Below are 3,868 nucleotides of genomic sequence, written 5' to 3'. Positions count from 1 at the left end.
GTAGTTTTGCACATTAATAGTTGTAATAAAAGAGTTGTATAGTAAATAATCAAATTATACCGAAAGTAAAGGCTTACTATAAAATCAAAAAAAAGCAGTTAATAACTGCTTTTTTTTTGATATCATTAATTATTAATTAAAGAAATAGTTTCATCTAATAATACTTGATTTTCTTCATGAGTATAACTATTTTCATCAACACTATTCCAAATTTGTTTTTGAACAACAATTCTTAAATTGCTACTGTCTGCCTCTAAGCTGTTATAAATAAAATCAAATTGATCGTTATCTCTATTTTTTGCCTGTAAGAAATTAAGCTCTTTTCCATCTTCATCAAAAATTAAAACATCATAGCGGTCACTATCTTTTGGAAGACTCACATTAACAATTGTATTAAATGGTGTTATTGAAATTTCATTAACTTGAATATTGTTTTCTTTAACTTCATCTAATTTAATTGTTTTATTTAATTCTTGGTTCACCGTCACAGGAATCTTGAATTCCCATGTTCCTTTTATTACATCTGATTTATCATCAGCCAAAACACCAAAATTCTCAATCGAACTAATTTTGGTTTGGAAAGTAAATTCATTCGGAATTTCAGTTTTGAATGAACTTAAATCAAACTTTTGCACTCCAATAAAGGTATGATCATCAATAAATTTCCCCTCTAACCCAGCAAAACCAGTCGAATCTAATTCATCTTTTGAAAAACTAACAGATGAATCACGATCTTCAATTAATAATTGGTTCATATCTAATGAATCATCATTATTCCAAGATGTATAAGTGAATGGACTTTCGTTTTCAATGGTATAAGTTACATATAAAAATTCTCCATCAGATAAAACTTCCGATAAAGTAATTCCTACACCATTAGAAGTTACTGTTTCATTAATAGACGTTGCATATTGCGAATAGTTTCCTGGAGAATAAATATTTTCTTCAATTGCTTTAAAAACATTACCGACTAAAGGTAGTTTTGATGCCATTGCTGGATTAGAAATGCCAACTCCTAAAACTACCGCTAAACTTGCAGCTATTACTCCTAATGTCTTTTTTGATTTTGGATAATGTCTTACTGTTTGATTTCTTTGTTTTTCAACCATTGCTTTACGAACTCCTTCCTCAATTACAAAGTCGATATTCTGTGGAATTGGAATATCGTTAAATTTTTTATTACTCATTCAATTCACCCTCCTTTAAAATTTGACGCAATTCATCCTTAGCACGTTTTAAATGACTTTTCACAGTATTGATTGGCAGTTCCATAATACTTGAAATTTCATTTATGCTTAAGTCATTAAAGTACTTCAATACAATAACCGTTTTATAATCCTCTCTTAAACAATCAATTGCATCATACAAATCTAACTTATCCTCAATGTGTAGAGATGAGTGTTGAGGCTTCTCAGGAACTCCGTTTTTCAGATAAACAATTTTACTTTCTTTTTGAATGTAATTTATAGAAACATTAATTAAAATTTTAGTGATCCATGTCTTGAAAAATTTTGGTTTTTTTAGTTTTTCAATGTTTAATAAAGCTCTATAAACACATTCTTGTAAAATATCTAATGCTTTTTGTTCATCTTTTACATAACTAAACGCAATCTTATAAAGATAGGTTTTATAGATTTTCATTAATTCAGTAAAAGACTCTGCATCTCCATTAATAGCTTTTTTAATAAGAAATGTTTCGGAGTTTTCATCAGATAATGCTTGATAAGATACATTCATTAGCGCCTCCATAATGCCCTCCTTTTTTGTTTTCTCAACTATTAGACAAGGCATGAAGCTAAAAAGTTGCAAAACAATGTTTATTTTTTATTTTCTTACGATTAGAAAAAAGTGATAGCATCATTTATGAATAGTTTATTATGTAAGTAAAAAGTTTTAAACAACTAAAATTTAGACAAAATGTTAAATCTATTATTTTTTTAAACTTCAATGAACTTTAAAAAAAGAGATAAAAAAATGCAGGTTAACTACCTGCATTTTTAAGTTGTTTTAATATTGAATTTTGATATTAAATTCTCAATGATATTTTATTAGAAAAACTATAGAGAATTTAGTTGTAATTTGGGAAGTAAAAATTCATGTAATTTCATAAAAACTCTCCCAAAACTGAAACCGATGCTTTTTATTAAGTCCTTCTTTTTGATGGGTTATATGATGCATTAGGTGAGATAAAAAGATTGAATTTTAGTCATCCCTAACCAATCTTATTATTAACTACGTTCTTCTGTTTCCATATCGAACAGGTGCATCTGATTAAGATTGATATACATATCGATTTCATTTCCAATAACAACAGACATTCGATGTTTATCCTTTGTCACAATCTCAGTCAGAAAGTTCATTTGTGGGCTCCCAATGAAGCTAGCCACAAATTTATTTTTAGGATAGTTATAAATATTTTGATTCGTCTTAACTTATTGAATAACTCCTTTATCTTACTATAAAGAAGCTCCTACATTTTTATCAAAGGTAACTATTGTCACATGAGTTTCACATCTATTTCCTTTATTAACTCTTTTCATCATACATCCCAAGTTAATTGTTTATAAATATTTCATATTTATTATAAAAATCAAGTTTATGGTAAATAATAAAAATAATTGAATATTTTATAATAAACGAAAGGATGGAGTTAATGGCATTCGATAAAATTATCCTTAAAAATTTACTTAAAAATTTCAATAGCGTTCCCTTCACTGTTCAATTTTGGGATGATGAGGTTTTTACAATTGGTGAGGGATCACCGGTCTTTAAAGTGTTTATTCGTGAACCAATTAATCAAAAAAATCTATTAACAAGTACCTCTTTAGCACTTGGTGAAGCCTATATGGATAAAAAAATTGAGATTGAAGGTGACCTTTATACAGCGCTAGATGCCATCTTAAAGCATATTGATCACTTCACGACAGATTTTAAGGCCCTTCCTAAATTATTTCATAATAGTACAGCAAAAGCTAAGCAAAAAGAAGAGGTTTCCTCTCACTATGATATTGGAAATGATTTTTATAAACTTTGGCTCGATGATACACTTTGTTATTCATGTGCTTATTTCAAACATGAAGATGAGTCATTACATCAAGCACAACTTAATAAAATCGATCATCTTCTTGCCAAGCTTCAATTAAAAGAAGGTGAATCCCTACTCGATATCGGTTGCGGTTGGGGATGTCTTTTAATTACAGCAGCCAAAAAATATAAAGTTAAAGGTGTTGGAATTACACTGAGCCAAGAGCAATTCGATGAATTCTCTAAACGTATTAAAAACGAACAACTCGAAGATTACTTAACAGTCAAATTAATGGATTATCGTGATCTTGAGCACTCTAACTTACAATTTGATAAAGTTGTTAGTGTTGGGATGCTTGAGCATGTTGGACGTACAAATTACGATCTATTCTTAAAAAACGTCAATGCTGTTTTAAAACCGGAAGGAATTTTCGTTCTTCACTATATTAGTGGGGTTAAAGAAGGTGAGGGAGATGCATGGATTCGAAAATATATCTTCCCTGGTGGAACCATTCCATCTTTACGCGAAATCATCTCTTTGTCTGCTGACTATAACTTCCATATCATAGATGTTGAAAACTTACGTCCTCACTATCGTATGACACTTCTTCATTGGTACAAAAACTTCGAAGATCATATTGATGAAATTAGCAAAAAATTCGATGAACGCTTTATTCGAATGTGGCGAATGTACTTATGTTCTTGTGCTGCCTCATTTAATAATGGTGTCATTGATCTTCACCAAATTGTATTTACTAAAGGAGTAAATAATCATCTTCCACTCACACGGGATTACTTATATGAGAAGTAATCTTATAAATAAGAAGGGGCTGTCTCAAAATAG

The 3,868-nt window shown here is 29.5% G+C and carries 4 protein-coding genes; 1 reads left to right on the top strand and 3 read right to left on the bottom strand.

The window, feature by feature from the left end; translation table 11 throughout:
- Window positions 1-125: 125 nt before the first annotated feature.
- From NEH74_RS13105 to NEH74_RS13095, 3 genes are all read right to left on the bottom strand, one after another.
- A complete protein-coding gene (locus NEH74_RS13105) occupies window positions 126-1,187 on the bottom strand; it encodes a DUF4179 domain-containing protein (RefSeq protein WP_055304553.1) in 1,062 nt (353 codons plus the stop codon).
- Window positions 1,180-1,737: a sigma-70 family RNA polymerase sigma factor gene (locus NEH74_RS13100; protein ID WP_262941455.1), complete on the bottom strand. Its 558-nt coding sequence runs from the start codon at window positions 1,735-1,737 to the stop codon at window positions 1,180-1,182. The genes NEH74_RS13105 and NEH74_RS13100 overlap by 8 nt, the downstream gene beginning before the upstream one ends.
- 491 nt (window positions 1,738-2,228) lie before the next feature.
- Window positions 2,229-2,360: a hypothetical protein gene (locus tag NEH74_RS13095; RefSeq protein WP_262941454.1), complete on the bottom strand. Its 132-nt coding sequence runs from the start codon at window positions 2,358-2,360 to the stop codon at window positions 2,229-2,231.
- A 293-nt stretch (window positions 2,361-2,653) separates the two neighbouring features.
- Between NEH74_RS13095 and NEH74_RS13090 the strand changes: the two genes are divergently transcribed.
- Entirely contained in the window at window positions 2,654-3,835 is a 1,182-nt protein-coding gene (locus tag NEH74_RS13090) for an SAM-dependent methyltransferase (RefSeq protein WP_262941452.1), read from the top strand.
- Window positions 3,836-3,868 lie beyond the last annotated feature (33 nt).

It is taken from the genome of Turicibacter sp. GALT-G1, assembly GCF_025594995.1.
Classification (GTDB): domain Bacteria; phylum Bacillota_I; class Bacilli_A; order MOL361; family Turicibacteraceae; genus Turicibacter; species Turicibacter bilis.
This window is presented reverse-complemented; position numbering and strand designations above follow the sequence as displayed.

Excerpts from the sequence above, each read along its gene's own strand:
- NEH74_RS13105 (WP_055304553.1), bottom strand. The coding sequence starts at position 1,187 with ATGAGTAATAAAAAATTTAACGATATTCCAATTCCACAGAATATCGAC.
- NEH74_RS13100 (WP_262941455.1), bottom strand. The coding sequence starts at position 1,737 with ATGAATGTATCTTATCAAGCATTATCTGATGAAAACTCCGAAACATTT.
- NEH74_RS13095 (WP_262941454.1), bottom strand. The coding sequence starts at position 2,360 with ATGAACTTTCTGACTGAGATTGTGACAAAGGATAAACATCGAATGTCT.
- NEH74_RS13090 (WP_262941452.1), top strand. The coding sequence starts at position 2,654 with ATGGCATTCGATAAAATTATCCTTAAAAATTTACTTAAAAATTTCAAT.